General features: G+C 61.7%; 15 protein-coding genes, 1 tRNA gene, 1 other RNA gene and 1 pseudogene. 13 read left to right on the forward strand and 5 right to left on the reverse strand.

Going from position 1 to position 17,426, the window contains the following annotated elements; all coding sequences use genetic code 11:
* Positions 1 to 253 precede the first annotated feature (253 nt).
* Entirely contained in the window at positions 254 to 1,921 is a 1,668-nt protein-coding gene (locus tag VLJ37_00005; protein HSA58058.1) for a hypothetical protein, read from the reverse strand.
* Between the two features lie 218 nt (positions 1,922 to 2,139).
* A complete protein-coding gene (locus VLJ37_00010) occupies positions 2,140 to 2,433 on the reverse strand; it encodes a SelT/SelW/SelH family protein (protein ID HSA58059.1) in 294 nt (97 codons plus the stop codon).
* Positions 2,434 to 2,518: 85 nt separating this feature from the next.
* Here VLJ37_00010 and mutT point away from each other — a divergent pair, with 85 nt between their 5' ends.
* From mutT to rpoD, 5 genes and pseudogenes are all read left to right on the forward strand, one after another.
* A complete protein-coding gene (mutT, locus tag VLJ37_00015; GenBank protein HSA58060.1) occupies positions 2,519 to 2,911 on the forward strand; it encodes an 8-oxo-dGTP diphosphatase MutT in 393 nt (130 codons plus the stop codon).
* A 72-nt stretch (positions 2,912 to 2,983) separates the two neighbouring features.
* Positions 2,984 to 3,193, forward strand: a complete 210-nt coding sequence (gene rpsU / locus VLJ37_00020) for a 30S ribosomal protein S21 (protein HSA58061.1) — start codon at positions 2,984 to 2,986, stop codon at positions 3,191 to 3,193.
* Positions 3,194 to 3,221: 28 nt separating this feature from the next.
* On the forward strand, positions 3,222 to 3,680 hold the full coding sequence (locus tag VLJ37_00025) for a GatB/YqeY domain-containing protein (protein HSA58062.1): 459 nt from the start codon (positions 3,222 to 3,224) through the stop codon (positions 3,678 to 3,680).
* A gap of 6 nt (positions 3,681 to 3,686) precedes the next feature.
* Entirely contained in the window at positions 3,687 to 5,465 is a 1,779-nt protein-coding gene (dnaG, locus tag VLJ37_00030; GenBank protein HSA58063.1) for a DNA primase, read from the forward strand.
* 22 nt (positions 5,466 to 5,487) lie between these two features.
* A pseudogene (gene rpoD, locus VLJ37_00035) lies at positions 5,488 to 7,314 on the forward strand (RNA polymerase sigma factor RpoD).
* A 78-nt stretch (positions 7,315 to 7,392) separates the two neighbouring features.
* Here rpoD and VLJ37_00040 read toward each other — a convergent pair.
* Positions 7,393 to 7,464 (reverse strand) — tRNA-Ile (locus VLJ37_00040).
* Positions 7,465 to 7,490: 26 nt separating this feature from the next.
* On the opposite strand from VLJ37_00040, the gene VLJ37_00045 reads away from it, so the two are divergent.
* The 8 genes from VLJ37_00045 to VLJ37_00080 all read left to right on the forward strand — a co-directional run bounded on the left by VLJ37_00045 (position 7,491) and on the right by VLJ37_00080 (position 15,566).
* Positions 7,491 to 8,252 (forward strand): C4-type zinc ribbon domain-containing protein, encoded by a 762-nt coding sequence (locus VLJ37_00045; GenBank protein ID HSA58064.1) that lies wholly within the window; start codon positions 7,491 to 7,493, stop codon positions 8,250 to 8,252.
* On the forward strand, positions 8,249 to 8,554 hold the full coding sequence (locus VLJ37_00050) for a hypothetical protein (protein ID HSA58065.1): 306 nt from the start codon (positions 8,249 to 8,251) through the stop codon (positions 8,552 to 8,554). Before VLJ37_00045 ends, VLJ37_00050 begins: the two co-directional genes overlap by 4 nt.
* The gene (locus tag VLJ37_00055; GenBank protein HSA58066.1) at positions 8,551 to 8,955 is read left to right on the forward strand and encodes a ribonuclease HI family protein; all 405 of its coding nucleotides are present in this window, start codon (positions 8,551 to 8,553) and stop codon (positions 8,953 to 8,955) included. Before VLJ37_00050 ends, VLJ37_00055 begins: the two co-directional genes overlap by 4 nt.
* 18 nt (positions 8,956 to 8,973) lie before the next feature.
* An RNA gene (rnpB, locus tag VLJ37_00060) (RNase P RNA component class A) lies at positions 8,974 to 9,328 on the forward strand.
* A gap of 113 nt (positions 9,329 to 9,441) precedes the next feature.
* Positions 9,442 to 11,151, forward strand: coding sequence for an SAM-dependent methyltransferase (locus VLJ37_00065; GenBank protein HSA58067.1), 1,710 nt, complete (start codon positions 9,442 to 9,444; stop codon positions 11,149 to 11,151).
* Between the two features lie 60 nt (positions 11,152 to 11,211).
* Positions 11,212 to 12,369 (forward strand): thiolase family protein, encoded by a 1,158-nt coding sequence (locus tag VLJ37_00070; protein ID HSA58068.1) that lies wholly within the window; start codon positions 11,212 to 11,214, stop codon positions 12,367 to 12,369.
* Positions 12,370 to 12,464: 95 nt separating this feature from the next.
* On the forward strand, positions 12,465 to 14,876 hold the full coding sequence (locus tag VLJ37_00075) for a 3-hydroxyacyl-CoA dehydrogenase/enoyl-CoA hydratase family protein (GenBank protein HSA58069.1): 2,412 nt from the start codon (positions 12,465 to 12,467) through the stop codon (positions 14,874 to 14,876).
* A 42-nt stretch (positions 14,877 to 14,918) separates the two neighbouring features.
* Positions 14,919 to 15,566: a hypothetical protein gene (locus VLJ37_00080; GenBank protein ID HSA58070.1), complete on the forward strand. Its 648-nt coding sequence runs from the start codon at positions 14,919 to 14,921 to the stop codon at positions 15,564 to 15,566.
* Between the two features lies 1 nt (position 15,567).
* On the opposite strand, the gene VLJ37_00085 is transcribed toward VLJ37_00080, so the two are convergent.
* Positions 15,568 to 16,053, reverse strand: coding sequence for a YajQ family cyclic di-GMP-binding protein (locus tag VLJ37_00085; GenBank protein HSA58071.1), 486 nt, complete (start codon positions 16,051 to 16,053; stop codon positions 15,568 to 15,570).
* Positions 16,035 to 17,426 (reverse strand): 2,3-bisphosphoglycerate-independent phosphoglycerate mutase (gene gpmI / locus VLJ37_00090; protein HSA58072.1); only part of this gene is annotated, 1,392 nt, incomplete at its 5' end. The genes gpmI and VLJ37_00085, both read right to left, overlap by 19 nt.

Genomic DNA, 17,426 nt, shown 5'->3' on the forward strand with positions numbered 1-17,426 from the left:
GAAAGAGGACGGGGCTTAAGTTTTGCACGGTGGAATGCTGGGACGCCCACTTGGGCTTCGCCCGGCATCGGGACGCCGGCGCCCTGGACGCGGTCGCGCCCACGCGGGAGACGTATCTGGCCAGCCTCGAAGACGCTCCTCGACAAGTTCCGAAATCAAAAGGCCGGTAACTTTTAGCGCGCGAGGTGCCCGTGGCCATCGACCATGCGAAGGCGGATGGGCGCAAGACGGTGATGGGGCGCGATATCAAGACCTAACGGCGAAAGAAGATTAAGAAGCGATCCAGGAAAGACTTCTTCGGCGGCGGGGGGGGCTCGCGCGTCGCATCGATCTTGAGGTCCCTCAGGGGGGCTTCGAAAACGGGACGGGAGGGGAATTGATAGCGTACGAGCGTTGGCGTCTGGGTCCCGGAGGCGTTCGAGTTTCCACCGAGCACGATGCGGCCGTCGCCCTGAACGGCCAGGGCCTTCGTCGCGGCCGTCAAGGGTCCCCCCAGATCGGTGTGGATTTCGCCGTCCTTCTCCAGGACTCCGTTCGCCGTGTAGCGGAGCAAGATGAATTCCGAGGTCCCGACCAGGTTGTTCGAGACGGCCGCGACGATGCGGCCGTCCGGCGCCAGTCCCAGCTCCTCGACCGTGTCCAGTGAGGGCAAGACCTCCGTTTGAACGACGCCCTGATTGCCGAAATTTGCCTTGAGGGTTCCGTTCGGATTGTAGCCGATCAGGGTTGCGTTATGATGTCCGGTGCCGTCGGTGCCTCCCACGAAGACGTTGCCGGCCCCGTCGACGAGGACGTCGCCGACTTGATCCCCCCATTCCACATTCGTGATCACCTTCCCCGTGATGCCGCCGAAGCCGGCGTCAAAGGTGCAGTCGGCGTTGAGGCGCGTGACGGCCACGTCAGCGATGTCATGGTAGTACGTGCCTTCCGGGTGTTCGCCGTCGGTCTTTCCGGCGATGATGATCCGGCCCCGGCTGTCCACGGCGACCCCCACGGCGTATTCCAGATACTTCCCATTATAAGGGCGGAACGGCAGGGTGACCTTGCCCGTGCCCCCGCAGGTCGTGTCGAGTTCCCCGTTCGCATCGAGAGCGGCGAGTCCGAAAAAACTGCTTCCACCGGCGGCGGCGCGAACCCGCCCGACCACGTAAATGCGATCGCCGCTGGCGGTCACGTCATACGCCGTGTCCGCCGAGGAGGAAACCACGTTATCGGCGGTCGAATCATGGATGAAGTCGATGTAGGTCAGGCCTGCTTTCTGGCGGTAGTTCGCCGTGAGATCCCCGGCCTTCCTCGCGAGAACGCCTTTGTCGACCCTGCTCCCGAAATTGCCGTTCACGCTCCCGTCGGCATTGAAACCGAGGACCACGAAATCCGGCGAGCCGGCCGCGTTCTTGGCCGATCCCGCGACGACGAAGCGGCCGTCGGAGAGCACGGCCAGTTTGGCCCTATCGGATTCCTGCAAGCCGTCCAGGTCGTCGCCCGGGAGCGCCCTTCGGACGATGCCCAGTCCTCCCCCAAAGCCGGGATCCAAACTGCCGTCCGTGTTCATGCGCGCCACGAAGAAGGCCCTTTGGGCCGGCATCCCCTCGGATTGATAGTAGGTCACGCCCGAGACCAGAATCTTTTCCTCCTGTCCGACCGTCACGGCCGCCATGTCCGAGAGGGAATCTCTTGCCACCGCGCCTTCCATGCCGGGGACCAAGGCCGTCCCCCCGGAAGAGGCGGATGGCGCACTCAGGTAGGCGATCCCGTCCCCGTCAAAGGTCGGATCGAGGAAGGCGTTGACCGGTTGATCGGGCTCCACTGGCGAAGATCCGTCCGTCAGGACACGGACCTCCGCGGACGGTTGAGCGGCCAGTTGTGAGACCGAAAGGCTCGCCAGGGCGAGGCCCAGAAACAAACGCGTGCCGTGACGCATAGAAGAGACCCCCTGTGCTGACTTCAGGCGAAATGATGCAATCCGAGTGCCGGAATAAAAGGGGGGCATGATTTCGTACTGCCTTGTAAATATTGGATTTTTTCACAAGCGCCGGCCGCGGGCAATCCTCATTCTGATAATATTCTTAAAATGATAACGACGACGGGGTCCGAAGGGTCCGAACCGGAGGCATAAGAGATGAAAGAGGCGGCGTGATGTTACTGGCCCTCGCTCGGCTTGTCCGAATGTCCCAAATCCTTGCCGGGGGCGATGCGGTCGCGGACGATCTGCTTCAGCTCCTTCATCTCGGGGAAGCGGCCCTCGTCCTTCCGGGACCAGAGGGTCTCGCCGTCGAGGGTGACGTGGAAGACGCCCCCCGTGCCGGGGACGAGGGTCACGCCGCCAATCTCCGCCTCGAAGGTCGTCAGGAGCTCCTGGGCCGTCCAGGCCGCCCGGAGGAGCCAACGGCACTGGGTGCAATATTCGATCGCGATCCGGGGCTTGGGGTCCATGCCCTTCCTCCATAGTTCATTCGTCCTTGCCGTCAATCCCCCGTACGCACTTGCCGACTGCGCGGTGAGTCGATACAGAGCGGGTATGAAAAAAGAGGTTCTCGCCGTCGCCGCCGTCATTGAGCGCGACGGGAAATTCCTCATCACCAAGCGCCTGGAAACGTCACCGATGGGCCACTGTTGGGAGTTCCCGGGGGGGAAGATCGAGGCCGGGGAGACGGTCGAGGAATGCGCCGTCCGGGAGTGCAAGGAGGAGATCGACGTGACGGTCGAGCCCCTGAGGCGGCTCCGGGAGGAGTTTTACGACTATCCGCACGGTTTTGTGCATCTTTGGTTCGTTTTATGCCGGTTGGCGGAGGGGGAGCCCAGGCCCGTCCAATGCCGGGAGGCGCGGTGGATCGAGCCCCACCAGTTCCCGGATTTTGAGTTCCCGCCGGCCGATGTCCGGGTCATCGACGATCTCATGGGCAAGCGGTAATTTTCCTTTGACAATTCAGGGCCTTCCTCATAGTTAGTGCAGCTTCAAAAAACACCAGAAGGGGTGAATTTCATGGCTGGCATTCGAGTTCGAGATGGGGAGTCTTTTGAGAGCGCCGTCCGGCGTTTCAAGAGGACCTGCGAAAAGGCGGGCATACTCTCCGAGCTCCGCAAACGGGAGCATTACGAAAAACCGTCCGTCCGCAAGAAGCGGAAGTCGATGTCCGCGCGCAAGCGCGCGTTAAAGAAGGCTCGTCCCAGGGATAGGGAGTTCGGTAGTTGATCGTTTCCGTCCGTTGGGGGGTCCAACCATGTCCACGCCGTCCGTCTCTCTCCGAGAGGAGTTCAAAAGGTCGTTGATTGAAGCCGCGAAGGCCAAGGACCAGGTGCGTCTGGACACCATCCGGTCGATCCAATCGGCCGTCAAATACAAGGAAATCGAAAAGCGGGGGGAACTCACGGACCCCGAGATCCTCTCGGTCATCGGCACCCTCTGCAAGCAGCGCCGCGAGTCGATCGAACAGTTCCAAAAAGGCGGCCGGCAGGAACTGGCGGACAAGGAGAGCCGGGAATTGTCCATCCTGGAAAAATTCCTGCCGGCGCAACTCTCGCGGAGCGAGGTCGAGAAGGCGGTGGGCCAGGCGATCAAGGACCTGGGCGCTTCGGGCCCGTCGGCCTTGGGCCAGGTGATGAAAGAGGCGATGAAGCGGTTGGCGGGCCAGGCCGACGGCAAGCTGGTCAACGAGATCGTTCGTTCCCTTTTGAAATAAATATTGATGCCTTTTGCCTCCGACGAACAGCTCGCGGAAATCCGCTCCCGTGCGGATGTGGTCCAAGTGATCGGCGAGCGTGTGCCCTTGAAGAGGGCCGGTCACAACTTCAAGGGCCTCTGCCCCTTCCACGCCGAAAAATCGCCGTCCTTCATGGTCCATCCGGAAAAGCAGATCTACCACTGCTTCGGCTGCGGCGAGGGCGGGGACGTCTTTTCCTTCCTGATGAAATACGACGGGGTCGACTTCGGGGAGGCCGTCCGCACGCTGGCGGAGCGTTGCGGAGTCGCCCTGACGGCGGGGGGCGGCGACGCCGACGCCGTCAAGGCCAAGGCCGACAAGGACCTTCTTTACAAGATCAACCGTCTCGCCATCCGGTTTTTTTACGAGACCTTGGAGGGGCCCGAAGGCTCGCGCGGACGGGAGTATCTCGATCGTCGCGCCATCAAGCCGGACATGGTCCGCGAGGCCTATTTGGGATACGCGCCGGCGGACGGAAGGTCCTTCGTCCGCCTCTTGAAGGAAAAAAAGGCGCCCCTGGAGGCGGCCGAGCGCCTGGGGCTCATCCGAAAGGGCCAGTCAGGGGATTATTTCGACTTCTTCCGCGACCGCCTGGTCTTTTCCGTCGTCTCTCCGGACGGCAAATTTTTGGGATTCAGCGGCCGGGCCTTGGCCGATGACGTTCAGCCCAAGTACCTCAACTCTCCCGAGTCCGCGATCTACCGCAAGAGCGAGACGCTGCTCGGCCTCCACATGGCCCGGGCGGCGGTCCGTGAAACGGACCAGGTCCTCTTGGTCGAAGGGAACTTCGATCTCATCCGCCTCCATCAGGAGGGGATCCGGAACGCCGTCGCCCCGCTCGGGACCGCGCTGACCGAAAAACAGGTCCGGTCCCTCAAGCGCCTCACGGAGAATTTTATCCTTCTCTTCGACGGGGACGCCGCGGGTGAGAAGGCGTCGGAGAGGGCCTTGGAGATCTTTTTGCCTCTTGGAATCAGCCCCCGCGTGGTCCTTCTGCCCCGGGGGGAGGATCCGGACAGTTTCGTCCTCCAGAAGGGGGCTGAATCGTTAAGGAAAATGATATCCAATGCCCCTGCCTTGCTGGATGTCCGGATGGACCTTATCTTCAAGGAGCACGGTGAGGAGCCTCAAGGGCAAGCCAAGGCGGTCCGGCAGGTGACGGAGATCCTATCCAAGCTCCCGGGTGAGATCGAAAAAAACCTGTATTTACAAAGGGTTGCCGTACGTTTTGGCCTCTCGATGGAGACCCTGTCCCACGGAATCGTTTCAAAACGTCCCGGGGGAAGAAAGGAAAGCAACTTTTCCCATGACGCAGGCGATCAGAAGGTCAGAAATTTTCCTGCGATCGAGCGAACGGTCCTGGAAGTCCTGTTGGCCGGTCATGCCAATCCATCGATTCTATTGGAGGAGATCGGATCCGGGGACTTCCTCCATCCGGACCTCGGTTTCTTGTGGGACCGGGTCAAGGAAGGCTACCGGCGCGACGGCCATGTGGATGTCGCGCGGATCTTGAACGAACTGGAGGAAGGCCCGCGCCGAAAACTCCTGACCGAACTCGCGATGGCCGGGGGCCGGTGGAAGGAAGACGCGGGGCGAGTGGCGGCGGATTGCCTGCGCCAACTGCGGGCGGCGCGATTGAGGGGGCGGCTTAAGGGGCTCTCTCAAGAGATCCAGGTGGCGGAAACGGCGCAAGACCTGGAGCGTGTCAAAGAATTGATGGACCAAAAGAACCGTTTGATGAAAGAGATGTCGGGGACGCATTAGTTTGGGGGATTGAGGACACATGGAAAAGAAAGACGTCAAAGAGATCCAGCAGTTGATTCACTTGGGCAAGGAGCGCGGCTTTCTCACTTATGAGGAGGTCAACGACGCCCTGCCGGACGACCTGACCTCGCCGGAGCAGCTGGATGACGTGCTTTCGATGTTCGACCAGATGGACATCGAGGTCGTCGCCGAGGAAGAGGACGCGAAGGCCGCCGGCGGCGCCGCCGCCGGTGCGAAAAAGAAGGGCGCCGTCGCGGGAGCGGCCGGGGGCGAGGAGAAGGCCGCCGGAGAGGAAGAGGAAGAGGCCGAGGAAGAACCCGCGCCCGCCGTGGCCGAGACGGTCGACGCCGAGTTGGGCGGCAAGTCGACGGACCCCGTGCGCCTCTATCTCCGCAAGATGGGCTCGATCGCCCTGTTGACCCGCGAGGGCGAGGTGGAGATCGCGAAACGCATCGAGCAAGGCGAGGATGAAGTCATCCGCATCCTCATGCGCATGCCGGGGGGCTTGAAAGAGTTCCTCGACATGGGGGAAAAGCTCTCCAAGAACAAGATCCGCGTCGCCGAGATCGTCAAGGACTTCGACGACATCGAAGAAGGCGGCGGTCTCGACGAATCCGAATACCGGCAGAAGGTCATGAAGCTCATGACCCGTCTCCGGGCGGTCGCGCCGCATTTCAAGCAGAACATCCTCAAGGCGGCCAACGAAAGGCTCCGGAAGGAGAACCGCGAAAAGGCCCAGAAGGACGCGGATCAGAACCTGGAGGAGATGCTCCAGGCCTTGAAAGACATCCGTTTGAACAAGAAGACGATCGACTCCATGCTGAGCCGGATCACGGAATCGTTAAGCGCCATTGAAGAGCAGGAAAGGGCTCAGTCCTCCTGCCGGCGGAAGCTCGACGCGGACCTGGACCAGATGAAGGACGTCATCTCCCGCTTCCGCAAGAGTCCTTATCTGCGCAAGAAGGTCGCTCAAGAGCTCAAGATGGATGCGGAGGAGATCGAGGCGGTGATCGAACAGCACCGGGGCGCCGAAAAGAAGATCAAGGAGATCGAAAAGGGATTCGGCGGAGACGCCAAGAGCCTGCGGCAGGTCGTGCGGGACATCCGCCGCGCCGAGGACTTCGCGGAGCACGCCAAGAACGAGCTTGTCGAGGCGAACCTGCGCCTCGTCGTGAGCATCGCCAAGAAGTACACGAACCGCGGCCTGCAGTTCCTGGACTTGATCCAGGAGGGCAACATCGGCCTCATGAAGGCGGTCGACAAGTTCGAGTACAAGCGCGGCTACAAGTTCTCGACCTACGCGACGTGGTGGATCCGGCAGGCGATCACGCGCGCCATCGCCGACCAGGCGCGGACGATCCGCATCCCGGTGCACATGATCGAAACGATCAACAAGCTCGTGCGGACCTCGCGCTATCTCGTCCAGGAACTGGGGCGCGAGCCGTCCCCCGAGGAGATCGCCGAGAAGATGGAGCTGCCGCTGGAGAAGGTGCGGAAAGTCCTCCGGATCGCCAAGGAACCGATCTCGCTGGAGACCCCCATCGGCGAGGAGGAGGATTCGCACTTGGGCGACTTCATCGAGGACAAGTCGATTCCGACGCCCGGCGAGGCGGTGACCAACCTGAACTTGGCCGAGCAGACGCAGCGGGTTCTGACGACGCTCACGCCGCGCGAGGAGAAGGTCTTGCGCATGCGCTTCGGGATCGGCGAGAAATCCGACCACACGCTCGAGGAGGTCGGACGGAATTTCTCGGTCACCCGCGAGCGCATCCGGCAGATCGAGGCGAAGGCGCTGCGGAAGTTGCGGCATCCCAGTCGGGCAAAGAGGCTCAGGAGCTTCGTTGACTAGATTCGATGGGGTTTCAGGGGAGAGCAGGATCTCCCCTGACTAAAGCGAGAATCCGGCTTTGCCGGTTCGAGCGAAATGTGGGCCCGCCAGGACTCGAACCTGGAACGATCCGGTTATGAGCCGGGGGCTCTACCATTGAGCTACGGGCCCGACGGAACATTTATATAGGAGACGAGTTGAAAGAACAAATTACTTTGATCTTCGCGATGCATGAGCAGGATATGAAGGCCAGGAACCTCCGGCAGGCCCTGGACGCCATGAAGCCGGAGATTGCGGAGCTCGAGTTGCTGGTCGCGAACAATCGCTCGCTCCTCGAGGAGAAATCGGCTAAACTGGCCGAACTCGAGACTCAGAAACGTTCCAAGGAAGGGGACGTCGAGATCGCCGAGACCCGTCTGAAGGACTTTCAGGGCAAGCTTTCGGCGATCAAGACGAACAAGGAGTATCAGGCCGCTCTTAAGGAGATCGCGGACACCAAGAAGCTCAACAAGGCCATTGAGGACCAGATCCTCGATCTCATGGGTCGGATCGACGTCCTGAAGGCCGAGCGGCAGGCGGCCGAAGAGGCGCTGAACGGGGCGGCCGCGAACCTGGAGAGGCGCAAGAACGAACTGGATGCCGAGACGGAACGGTTGAGCGGGATGCTGCGGGAGGTTGAGGCGGAGAAGGCGGCGTCGGCTTCCCGCGTCGAGCCCTCCCTGATGGCGCAGTACATGAGGGTGAAAAAGGGCCGGGCGGAGGCCGTCAGCGCGGTCGTCGGAGGGACGTGCCAGGGTTGCCGGATGAAGGTGCCTCCCCAGCTCTACATCGAGATCCAGAAGATGAAGACCCTTCATGTGTGCCCGTCGTGCCAACGGATCCTGTATCTGACGGAGTGGTTGGAGAAGAAGACAGACCCCCGCGTGGGAAGTCCGGAAGGATCTAAGGAGGCCCTATGAAATTGAAGTCACTGCCCAAAGAACTCTTCGCCGAAGTGCTGGAATACCTCGCGGACTTCGAGCACCTCCACGGGTTGAACGAGATTTTGGACGGCGAGCATACGGTCCTCCACGTGCGGAGCGCCCTTCGCGAGGCGGCCATGCAGCTCCGCAAGCAGGCGGGCGTCGACAAGGAGGAGAAGAGCCTGACCGAATACCGCAAGGATCTGCGGCTCTCCCCGCAGGTCCGGAATCTCTTGTCGATCCTTTCGCCCGGTGACGAGCGCAAGCTCCTCGACCGCTTCGGATTCTTAGATTCTTGACCAAATTCATTCTCTACACGGACGGCGCGGCGCGGGGGAATCCCGGGCCCGCGGGTGCGGGGGCCTTCATCTGCACCGAGGACGGCGTCGCCGTCGCGGAAATCGCCGAGTACCTGGGCGAGACGACCAACAACGTCGCCGAGTACAAGGGGCTTCTTTTCGGGCTGGAGAGATTGATCGAGCTCGGAGCGAAGGACGTCGAAGTGCGTGCCGACTCGGAGCTGATGGTCCGGCAGCTCAACGGCCAATATAAGGTGAAGCACCCGAACCTGATTCCACTTTATCGCGAGGCCCAGGGCTTGCTTCGGAAGATCCCTTCTTTTAAGATTGTTCATGTCCGGAGGGAGCAGAACAAGGAAGCGGACCGGCTCTCGAACGAAGCGATAGACAACCATTTCTAGGGTCTTTGAAATTATGTGGGAGCGGGCCGGGTGATCGCGCCTTGATTCCTTTCAGGGAGTCTGGGTGAGGAAAGTCCGGACACCAGAGGGCAGGGTGCAGGCTAACGGCCTGGCGGAGCAATCCGACGGAAAGTGCAACAGAGACGAGTCGTTGTTGTAGGGGCGAACCTCGTGTTCGCCCCTCGCAGCGGGTGAAACGGGCAAACCCCACCTGGTGCAAGATCAAGTAAATCGTGCGTTTCGGCTGGCCCGGCTGAGTCCTCGTGAAAGCGGGGACCGCGCGGTGGGTAGATCGCTTGAGCCCTGCGGTAACGCAGGACCTAGAGAAATGATCACACAAACACAGAATCCGGCTTACAGGCCCGCTCCTTCATAATTATCCCCATCTGTCGTGCCGAGGGTTCATCGTTCACTACAGAAGGGGACCTTCTTCCGTTCACTTTTGGCTCTGCCGTAAGTCCCCGCAACTTCTCTTCTTTCACGCCGATGACCGTCCCCGTGATCCGTTTCAATCCTCTGACACTCCTTGGTTTCGGGGTTTCGGCCATCGGCTCGGGGCGATTGCCCGAGGTGACTCCCGCCATTCCGGATGTCTCCAGCACGCTCGCCGCTCCGGCGCCGTGCGATTCTTCCCATCACGTGGGCTTGTTGGATCTGGAAAGGTCGCCGGAGGAGGACGTCACCCGGCGCCTGCTGCAGCGGGCGAGTTTTTGGAATTTCCGCAAAATCTCCCTGACCCGTCCGGAGGACCTCCAGAGCGATTCCTTCGAGCAGATGCTGTACACGGCGGCCCTGGGCGACGTCTTCGCCGCGGCCGGCTCCGACAAGGCCGGGAGCGCGGCGCTTGAGAAGGTCCTCCGTGGCATGGGTTGCGATTCCGAAATCCTGGCCTTCGCGCGCGATTACGTCAAGGAGCGGGCGAGATCGGTCGCCGGTCGGATCGATTTGAAGACGCGCGAGTCCCGAAGGCGCCTGGCGGTTGAGTTTCTCGACATGGCCCTGCACGCGCGCCAGGAGGTCGGCGTCAGCCTCTTTCTGGCCCGTCGCCTGGCCGATGTGGCGGGACGGGATTGGAAGGGTCTCGTTCAAGACCACCGGGAGATGAAGACGCCCTATGAGAAGGAGTTGATCCGGTTCCTCCAGGACGAGGGGGGAACGGTCCCCTTCGACCGCTTCTTCGAGCACGCCATGTTCAATCCCGAAGCGGGGACTTATACGGGAACGACGGCGGAACGGCTCATCGCGCCCGATCCATCCCTGGCCCCGGAGTCCTTCTTCACCACCGCCTCGACGGATCCCATCCTTGCGGATGCGATTTGTTCCTTTTCCCGCAAGTCTTGGGAAGCCCTGGGTCTCCCCATCCGTTTCGACCTGGTCGAGATGGGCGCGGGGATGGGAAGCCTGGCCGAGGGCGTATTGTCCAGGCTCGAACGGATGCCGGAGGGCGATCCCTTCTCGAAGTCCGTCCGTTACACCATCGTCGAGAAGAGCCCGGCCTTGGCGCGCCTTCAGACGGAGCGTCTCGCGCGGTTCGGTCCCAAGGCGAGAGTGCTCTGCCGGTCGGCGGTCTTCGGGCCGCTACCGGCCGTCCCGGCCGGTGTCCTTTTTTCCAATGAGCTGGTCGACATGTTCCCTCCGCGGAAGATCGTGAACGTCGGAGGCAGCCTCTTCGAGGCCTACGTTACGCACCGGGGAGGGCTGATCCAGGAGATCAACGGCCCCATGAGGGAGGACACCGCGAAGTTCCTGGCGGAGCGGGCGATCCGACTCCGGCCGGGGGAGACCTTTTACATCCAACCCGACATCGACCGGTGGGTGACGGCCCTGGCGTCCCTGGAACGCGGGTGGGTCGCGACCATCGATTACGGCGAAAGGCGGGAGGAACTTCGCCGGACCCGGCACGAATTCGGCCGATCCATGTTCCGGGGTTACCTGCGAAGCGACGATCCCAAGTACGGGCTGGGGCTGGTCTCCGTGCAGAGCTATCGCAACTCTCCGACGGGCGTCGCGCGCCCCAAGGACATGACGGTCGACGTGGATTTCACCACCCTGGAAGAGGCGGTCCGGCTCTCGGGGGTCTTCCAGTCCCCCGAATTCCTCACCCAAAGGGAATTTTCGTTAAGATACGCCGGCGAGAGGCCCAAAATAGGCCATTTCGACAATTGCCGCGTGATGCTCCTTCCGAAAAACGTTTGACTTCCCGCGTCAGCAAGAGCTACATAAGAAATGAATAGCCATTCATTTTAAGGAGCTCTTATGAAAGACGCCGTCATCGTAGCCGCCGTCCGCAGCCCCATGGGCCGCGCGGAAAAGGGACTCTTGGCCAACATGCGCATCGACGACCTCGGCGCCGTCGTCCTGAAAGAGGCGCTCAAGCGCGTTCCGCAGCTCGATCCCAACGAAATCGAGGACGTCTTGGTCGGTTGCGCCATGCCGGAGGGCGAGCAGGGCATGAATCTCGCCCGGAACATCAGCCTGCTCGCGGGCGTTCCCCTGTCGGCGGCGGCGACGACGGTGAACCGGTTCTGCGCCTCGGGACTGGAGACGATCAACACCGCGGCCCTGCACATCATGCACGGCAACGGCGAGGTCTATGTCGCCGGGGGCGTCGAAACCATGAGCCACGTTCCCATGGGCGGATTCAACCCTTCGCTGAACGAGAAATTCTTCGAGCCGGGCGCCCCGCAGGCCTACATTTCCATGGGCATGACGGCCGAGAACGTGGCCGCCAAGTACAAGGTGAGCCGCGAGGATCAGGACAAGTTCGCGGCGGCCTCCCACCAAAAGGCGGCCAAGGCCCATCAGGAAGGGCGCTTCAAGAACGAGATGATTCCGGTCGAGGTCACCCTCCCGGACGGCAAGAAGGCGGTCCTGGACAAGGACGAGAACGTCCGTCCGGACACGACGCTGGAGAAGCTCGCGGGTTTGAAGCCCGTCTTCAAGGAAGGCGGCAGCGTGACGGCCGGCAATTCTTCGCCCTTGACCGACGGGGCCGCCTTCGTGGTCCTCATGTCGGCCGACCGCGCGAAGGCGCTGGGGATCAAGCCCCTCGCTAAGATCCGCGCGATGGCGGTCGCCGGTTGCGATCCGGCCTACATGGGCATGGGCCCGGTGCCCGCGGTCCAAAAGGTGCTCAAGCGCGCCGGCATGACCATCAAGGACATCGACGTCATCGAATTGAACGAGGCCTTCGCGGCCCAGGGCCTGGCGGTGCTTCGCGAGCTCGGAGCCGATCTGAACAAGGTGAACCCGAACGGCGGGGCGATCGCCTTGGGCCATCCGCTGGGCTGCAGCGGGGCGCGCATCATGGGCACGCTCATCAACGACCTGATCAGCCAGAATAAGAAGATCGGACTCGAGACCATGTGCATCGGCGGTGGACAGGGCGCCGCGACGATCATCGAACGGTTGTAGCCCTCACCCCCGGGATTTTCGGGGATGCCGGGCCCCTCTCCCGAATCGGGAGAGGGGAAATGCCAAAAAATGGAATCGAGAGAAGGGTGAGGGTTATGGCACGAGAAATCAAAAAAGTTGCGGTCCTCGGCGCTGGAGTGATGGGGGCCGGCATTGCCGCCCATGTGGCGGGCGCCGGCATTCCCTGCCTTCTCCTGGACATCGTCCCCAAGGACCTGCCCCCGGGGGGCGACCGGAACGCCTTCGCCAAGAAGGGACTCGAAACGGTCCTGAGCTCCAAGCCGGCCCTCATCTATTCCAAGGCCGACGCCAGAAAGATCGAGATCGGCAATTTCGACGATGATTTCGACAAACTGAAGGACTGCGACTGGATCATCGAGGTCGTCGTCGAGAGGCTGGACATCAAGAAGGCCGTCTTCGAGCGCATCGACAAGGTCATGAACGAGAACGCGATCGTCAGCTCCAACACCTCGGGGCTTCCGCTCAAGGCCATGTCCGAAGGGCGATCCGAAAAGTTCAAAAAGAATTTCATCATCACGCACTTTTTCAATCCCGTCCGCTATATGAAGCTCGTGGAAATGGTGACCGGTCCGGACACCAGTCCCGAGGTCGCTTGTTTCATCGCCGGGTTTTTGGACCAGAGGCTCGGCAAGGGCGTCGTCTACGCCAAGGACACGCCGAACTTCATCGCCAACCGGATCGGCGTCTACGGCTGGTTCGCGGCGATGCGCGAAATTTTGAAGGATGGTTATAAGGTCGAAGAAGTCGACAAGGTTCTGGGCGCCGCCATCGGCCGCCCGAAGAGCGCGATGTTCCGGACGACCGACATGGTCGGCCTGGATACGCTCGCCCACGTCGCCAAGAACACCTACGAGGCCTGCCCGAACGACGAGGAGCGCGAGGTCTTCAAGCTCCCCCCCATCGTCGAAAAGATGCTGGAAAAGAAACTCTTGGGCGACAAGGCCGGCGCCGGTTTCTTCAAGAAGGAAAAGGGGGAGGGAAAGAAGGAGATCTTGGCCCTCGATCTCAACACCCTCGAGTACCGTCCCCAGGAGAAGGTCAAGTTCGACTCCATCGCGGCGGTCAAGGAGGTCGAGGATTCCGGACAACGCATCAAGCAGGTGGTCGCGGCCAAGGATCGCGCGGGGGAATTGGCCTGGAAGGCGACGCGGAGCGTGCTCGTATACGCCGCCAACCGCATCCCCGAAATCGCGGACGACGTCGTCAACGTCGACAACGCCATGAGATGGGGTTTCAACTGGGACCTGGGTCCCTTCGAGGTTTGGGACGTCCTGGGCGTGAAAGAAACCGCCGCGCGGATCAAGACGGAGGGGCTCAAGGTCCCTGCGTTCGTGCAGCAGGTCGTGGAAAAAGGGGAGGGCCGCTTCTACAAGAAGGACGGACCCCGCACGCTCTACTTCGATCAGAAGACATCGACGTACAAGCCTCTGCCCGAGAGGCCGGGAGTCCTGTTGCTCCAGAACGTCAAGGAGCGGACCAAGGTCATCAGGAAGAACGAGGGGGCCTCGCTTTGGGACGCCGGCGACGGCGTCGCCGTCCTCGAGTTCCATACGAAGATGAACGCCATCGACGCCGACGTCGGCCAGATGATGAACGACGCGGTCGATGAAGTCGAAAAGAACTTCCAGGGACTCCTCATCTTCAACGAGGGCCAGAACTTCTCGGTCGGGGCCAACATCATGCTTCTCTTTTTGGAGGCCCAGCAGAAGAACTGGAAGGGGATCGAGGACATGGTGCGCGGCTTTCAGGCCGCCACGATGCGGATGAAGTATGCCAAGAAGCCGGTCGTGGCCGCCCCGCACCAGATGGCCTTGGGCGGCGGCTGCGAGGTGTCTCTCGGCGCGACCGCGATCCACGCCCATGCCGAGCTTTATATGGGGCTGGTGGAAGTGGGTGTCGGCCTGATCCCCGCAGGCGGCGGTTGCAAGGAAATGCTCGTCCGCTGGCAGGACCGGATGCAGGAAAAGTTCGCGAAGATCCCCCCGCAGAACCGGTGGGCGCGGCGGATCGACGGAGGACCGTTCCCCAAGACGCAGAAGGCCTTCGAGGCCATCGCCTTCGCCAAGGTCTCGATGTCCGCCAAGGAGGCCGTCGAGAACGGCCATCTGAAGAAGACGGACCGCATCAGCCTCTCGCGGGACCATCACCTCACCGAGGCCAAAAAGACCGTCCTGGATCTCGCCAAGACCCACCAGCAGGCCAAGCCCCGCGAGGATATCTGGGTCGCCGGGCGCGGCGGTTACTATGCGATGAAAAGCGCGGTGGACGGCTTTCTGGCCACGAAAAAGGTCTCGGAGCACGACGCGGTCATCGCCCTAAAGATTGCGAACATCCTGACCGGCGGCAACATCCCCAACATGGCCTTTGTCAACGAGCAGCGCATTCTGGATTTGGAATGCGAGGCCTTCCTGGAACTCTGCGGCATGGAGAAGTCGCAGGAGCGCATCCAGGCCATGCTGATGACGGGCAAGCCGCTCCGGAACTGAGTTTCCAGAAACTTTTCCGTCATTCAGCCGATGACGGCCGGCATGAACCCGGCATCCCTATTTTCTTCCGCCGTCCTGCAAGCCACCCTGAATTTTGCCAGGACCCTGCCTCCTTTTTGCGTCGACTTCCGGTCGGTATACCGTTTCCCGGACACGGTCGGATCCCAATGGGGGAACTCCGGGGACGCCGTCCTGTGGGCCCAGCGCGACCGGTCGGAAGCCTTTTTCGATCTTTGTCCGGACGCCCCCCTGCAGTCGCTCAGGGAAATCGTCTCTCGGTTCCGAGGCCTGAGGCCCGGCCTCTATTTGGGAGGCTTGGGGGCGAGGGAAGAGGCGGCCTATGGAGGCTATCAGCTCTTCACCTGGGACACCTTGCCGAAAGAGGACCGGATGGAGCTCTGGATGGAATACGTCTATGTCGATCCCGATCGCCGGGGGAGAGGTCTTCGGGACGCGATGCAGGTCTGTCTCGTCGGGGCGGCGCTTCTGCTGGGGCTGGTCGAGGGGCGCGATCTCCGTCTGGTCTATCGACAGGTCGAGAATCCGAACAACGTGGAGCGCTATCTCAAGGCCGGTTTCGAGGCATTTTATGAGACGGACGCGGAGTTTCCCCCCGCGAGTTACCAGAGGATCTTCGGCCATCGCGCCCTCCGGGCCCATCTCCATGGGCTTCGGCTTCCCGGGGCGTGAATCAATCCCTAAAATTCGTGAATTGCAGCTCGACGGGGAACTCCGTTCCGCGGAGGGTTCGGATGACGGCCTGCAGGTCGTCGCGGTTCTTGCCCGACACCCGGAGTTTTTCGCCCTCGATCGCCGCCTGCACCTTGAGATTCAATCCCTTGACGATCTTGACCAATTCGCGCGCCTTTTCCGTCTCGATGCCGTTGATGAGCTTCACCAGGCACTTCACCGTTCCTCCGAGGGACGGTTCGATCTTGCCGACGTCGAGCGACTTGAGCGACACGCCCCGCTTGATCATCTTGCTTTGCAGGACATCGATCAACGTCTTCATCTTGTGCTCGTCGATCGCGGTCAGGTGCAGGCCGTCCTTGTCGAGCGTTAAGTCCGCCTTGGCCCCCTTGAAATCATAGCGGGTGAGGATCTCCTTCCGTGTCTGGTTCACGGCATTGTCGACTTCCTGCATGTTCAATTCGGAGACTATGTCGAAGGAGGGCATATTAAGGATTCCCCCGTCATCCCGGCCGGTTTCGGGATTCCCAAGATCTCCAAGATCGTCGGCGCCACGTCTTGCAGTCCGCGGCCCGAGCTCAGTTTCGCGTTCTTGAATCGGTCGCCGATCAGGTGGAACGGCACGGGATTGAGCGTGTGCGCCGTGTGAGGCCCGCCGTGTTCGTCGATCATCTGCTCGCAATTGCCGTGATCCGCGGTGATCAGGACCGTCCCGCCGCGCGACAGAACCTCCTTGCAGATTCGGCCCACGCAGCCGTCGATCACCTCGACCGCCTTGACCGTCGCCGGGAGCACCCCGCTGTGGCCCACCATGTCCGGATTGGCGAAGTTCATCATCACGACCGGAACGCCCTCGCGGATCTTGGACAACGCGGCCTCCGTCACGGCCGCCGCGCTCATCTCAGGCTTCTTGTCGTAGGTCGGCACGTCCTTGGGGGAGGGGATGAGAAGGCGTTCCTCGCCGGGGAAAGGCGGTTCGACGCCGCCGTTCAAGAAATAGGTGACGTGCGCGTACTTTTCCGTCTCCGCCGTGTGGAATTGCCTCAACCCCTTTTCGCTCACGAGCTCCGCCAGGACGCGCTTCGGTCTGTTCGGAGGAAACGCGACCGGCAGGGGGAAAGTCTTGTCGTACTGGGTCATGCAGACATAACCGCCTAATCGTGGAAAATTCTCGCGCTTGAACCCGTCGAAGGCGGGATCGGTCAGGGCCTGAGTCAGCTCCCGGGCGCGATCGGGACGGAAGTTGAAGAAAACGGTCACGTCGCCGTCCTTCATGCGGTTCGTCGTCAGGTCGCCGAACACGTAGGGTTTGATGAACTCGTCCGTGACGTGCTCGTCGTAGGCCTCCTTGATCGCCATCACGGGGTCCTTGTGAAGGGCACCCTTTCCGAGGGTCAAGGCGTCGTAGGCGATCTGAACGCGTTCCCAGCGCTTGTCCCGGTCCATGGCATAGTAGCGGCCGACGAGAGTCCCGATCTCGCCCATGCCCGCCAGTTCCTTTTGCAGCGCCTTGACGTAGGTCTGGCTGCTCTTGGGCGGGGTGTCGCGTCCGTCCAGAAAGCAATGAACGACGACCCGCTTCACGCCCGCATCCTTCGCCGCCTTGAGGAGGGCGAAGAGGTGTCTCTGGTGGCTGTGGACGCCGGCGTCCGAGAGGAGGCCCATCAAGTGGACGGTGGCTCCCTTCGCCACCGCCGTTTGGAGGGCCTTGGCCAAGACCTCGTTCTTGAAAAACGACCCGTCGTCGATGGCGTGATTGATCCGCGAGTAGTCCTGGTAGTTGATGCGGCCCGAGCCGATCGTGAGGTGCCCCACCTCGGAGTTCCCCATCGTCCCGGGAGGAAGCCCCACCGCCTCGCC

The organism is bacterium, from assembly GCA_035454885.1.
GTDB lineage: Bacteria > UBA10199 > UBA10199 > JACPAL01.